This window comes from Nocardia fusca NBRC 14340 (assembly GCF_001618425.1).
In the GTDB taxonomy this organism is placed as follows: Bacteria; Actinomycetota; Actinomycetes; order Mycobacteriales; family Mycobacteriaceae; genus Nocardia; species Nocardia fusca.
The window spans coordinates 1-1,372 of record NZ_BDCU01000092.1 but is presented as its reverse complement, the minus strand read 5'-3'; the positions used below and the strand labels follow the sequence as shown (position 1 = coordinate 1,372).

Here is a 1,372-nt window from a genome sequence, read left to right as displayed (position 1 = left end):
TAGTACTCCAGCCGCACTTGGTTATGTAATCGGCGTCTGCGCTGGTAGTGGGCTTTTCTGGCCCGGTATTGGTGCCGACGCCGCCAGGTTGACCACTGCCAGATGGCGGTGTGGCCGGGTCGGTAGGCGATCACGTGTGCCAGAAGACGGCGGATCTCGCCGAGGGTGAGCGAGATGAGTTCGCTGCCAATGCTTTTGGGGAGATTGCGGCGGTGACGGCGAGGTAGGTGTGGGCGAGCATGGCGAGGGTGATGTGGCGGTACCAGGCGTCGTAGCGGCGGACCTGGTAGTGGTCGAGGCCGATTTCGGTTTTCGCGGTTTGGAAGCAGTCCTCGATGGCCCAGCGGGTGCCGGCGACCCGGATGAGGGTGTCGTCGCTGGTGCCGGTGGGTGCGAAGCACATGTAGTAGGCGATCTCGAACTCGCCTTTGCTGTTCGGAGTCAGCGCCCGGCGAGCGAGTAGCCAGCGGCTCCAGCCTGCGGAGGTGGTCCACTCGTAGACCGGCAGCGAGGCTACCGCCCAGTCGAACATGCGCGGCCCCTTCGCTCCGTCGCCGCAGCTCAGGCGCTTCCAAGCCTCCGGCGGTGCTTGCGCGACGAGGTGGTCGGCGCGGGTGCAACCGGCGGTGATCGGGATGGTCTGGCTGCGCGGCACCGCTACCACGTATCCGATGTAGCGGGTTTCGAGCCAGGTCCGGAACTTATAGTCGCCGCCGTAGGCCTCGTCCGCGGTCACCCATCGGGCCGGGACCCCGCCATCCAGTGCTCGGGCGAGCATCTTCTTGGCGAGGGTGGCCTTGGTGGCGAATTCCACGCTATCGGGGACGTTCGCCTCCCGGCAGCGGTCACGGTCGTCGGTCCACGACTTCGGCAGATACAACTCCCGATCGATCAGCGTGCGACCTTTGCCAGTGGCATAAGCACAGAAGACACCCAGCTGACAGTTCTCTATCCGCCCTGCCGTACCCGAGTATTGTCGTTGCACCCCAGCAGATTTCACTCCCTTCTTGAGGAACCCGGTTTCATCGACGATCAACACGCCATCGGGATCACCGAGATGCTCTACCGCGTAGCCGCACACATCATCGCGCACCCCGTCGACGTCCCACGCGGCCTTGTTCAACAGACGCTGCATCCCATCCGGCGTCAGGTCACCGGCTGCTTCCGCAAGTGTCCAGCCATTCTTCCCCGCCAACGGCGCCAACAACCCGCGCACATACATCCGCGCCCGCAACCGCGGCTCCGCACGATAGAAACGCCCCGCAACCAGCCCAAACAGATCATCCAGCCCAGCCACCCACGCGGCCAGGTCCTCGCCCATCGACACGACGAAAGATCATACCGCACAACATAACTAAGTGCGGCTGGAGTA

The 1,372-nt window shown here is 64.1% G+C and carries 1 protein-coding gene; it reads right to left on the bottom strand.

Going from position 1 to position 1,372, the window contains the following annotated elements; genetic code table 11:
• Positions 1-130 precede the first annotated feature (130 nt).
• Positions 131-1,321: an IS701 family transposase gene (locus NF4_RS35965; RefSeq protein WP_063062926.1), complete on the bottom strand. Its 1,191-nt coding sequence runs from the start codon at positions 1,319-1,321 to the stop codon at positions 131-133.
• Positions 1,322-1,372 lie beyond the last annotated feature (51 nt).

Coding starts and splice junctions, on each gene's coding strand:
- NF4_RS35965 (WP_063062926.1), bottom strand. CDS start 1,321: ATGGGCGAGGACCTGGCCGCGTGGGTGGCTGGGCTGGATGATCTGTTT.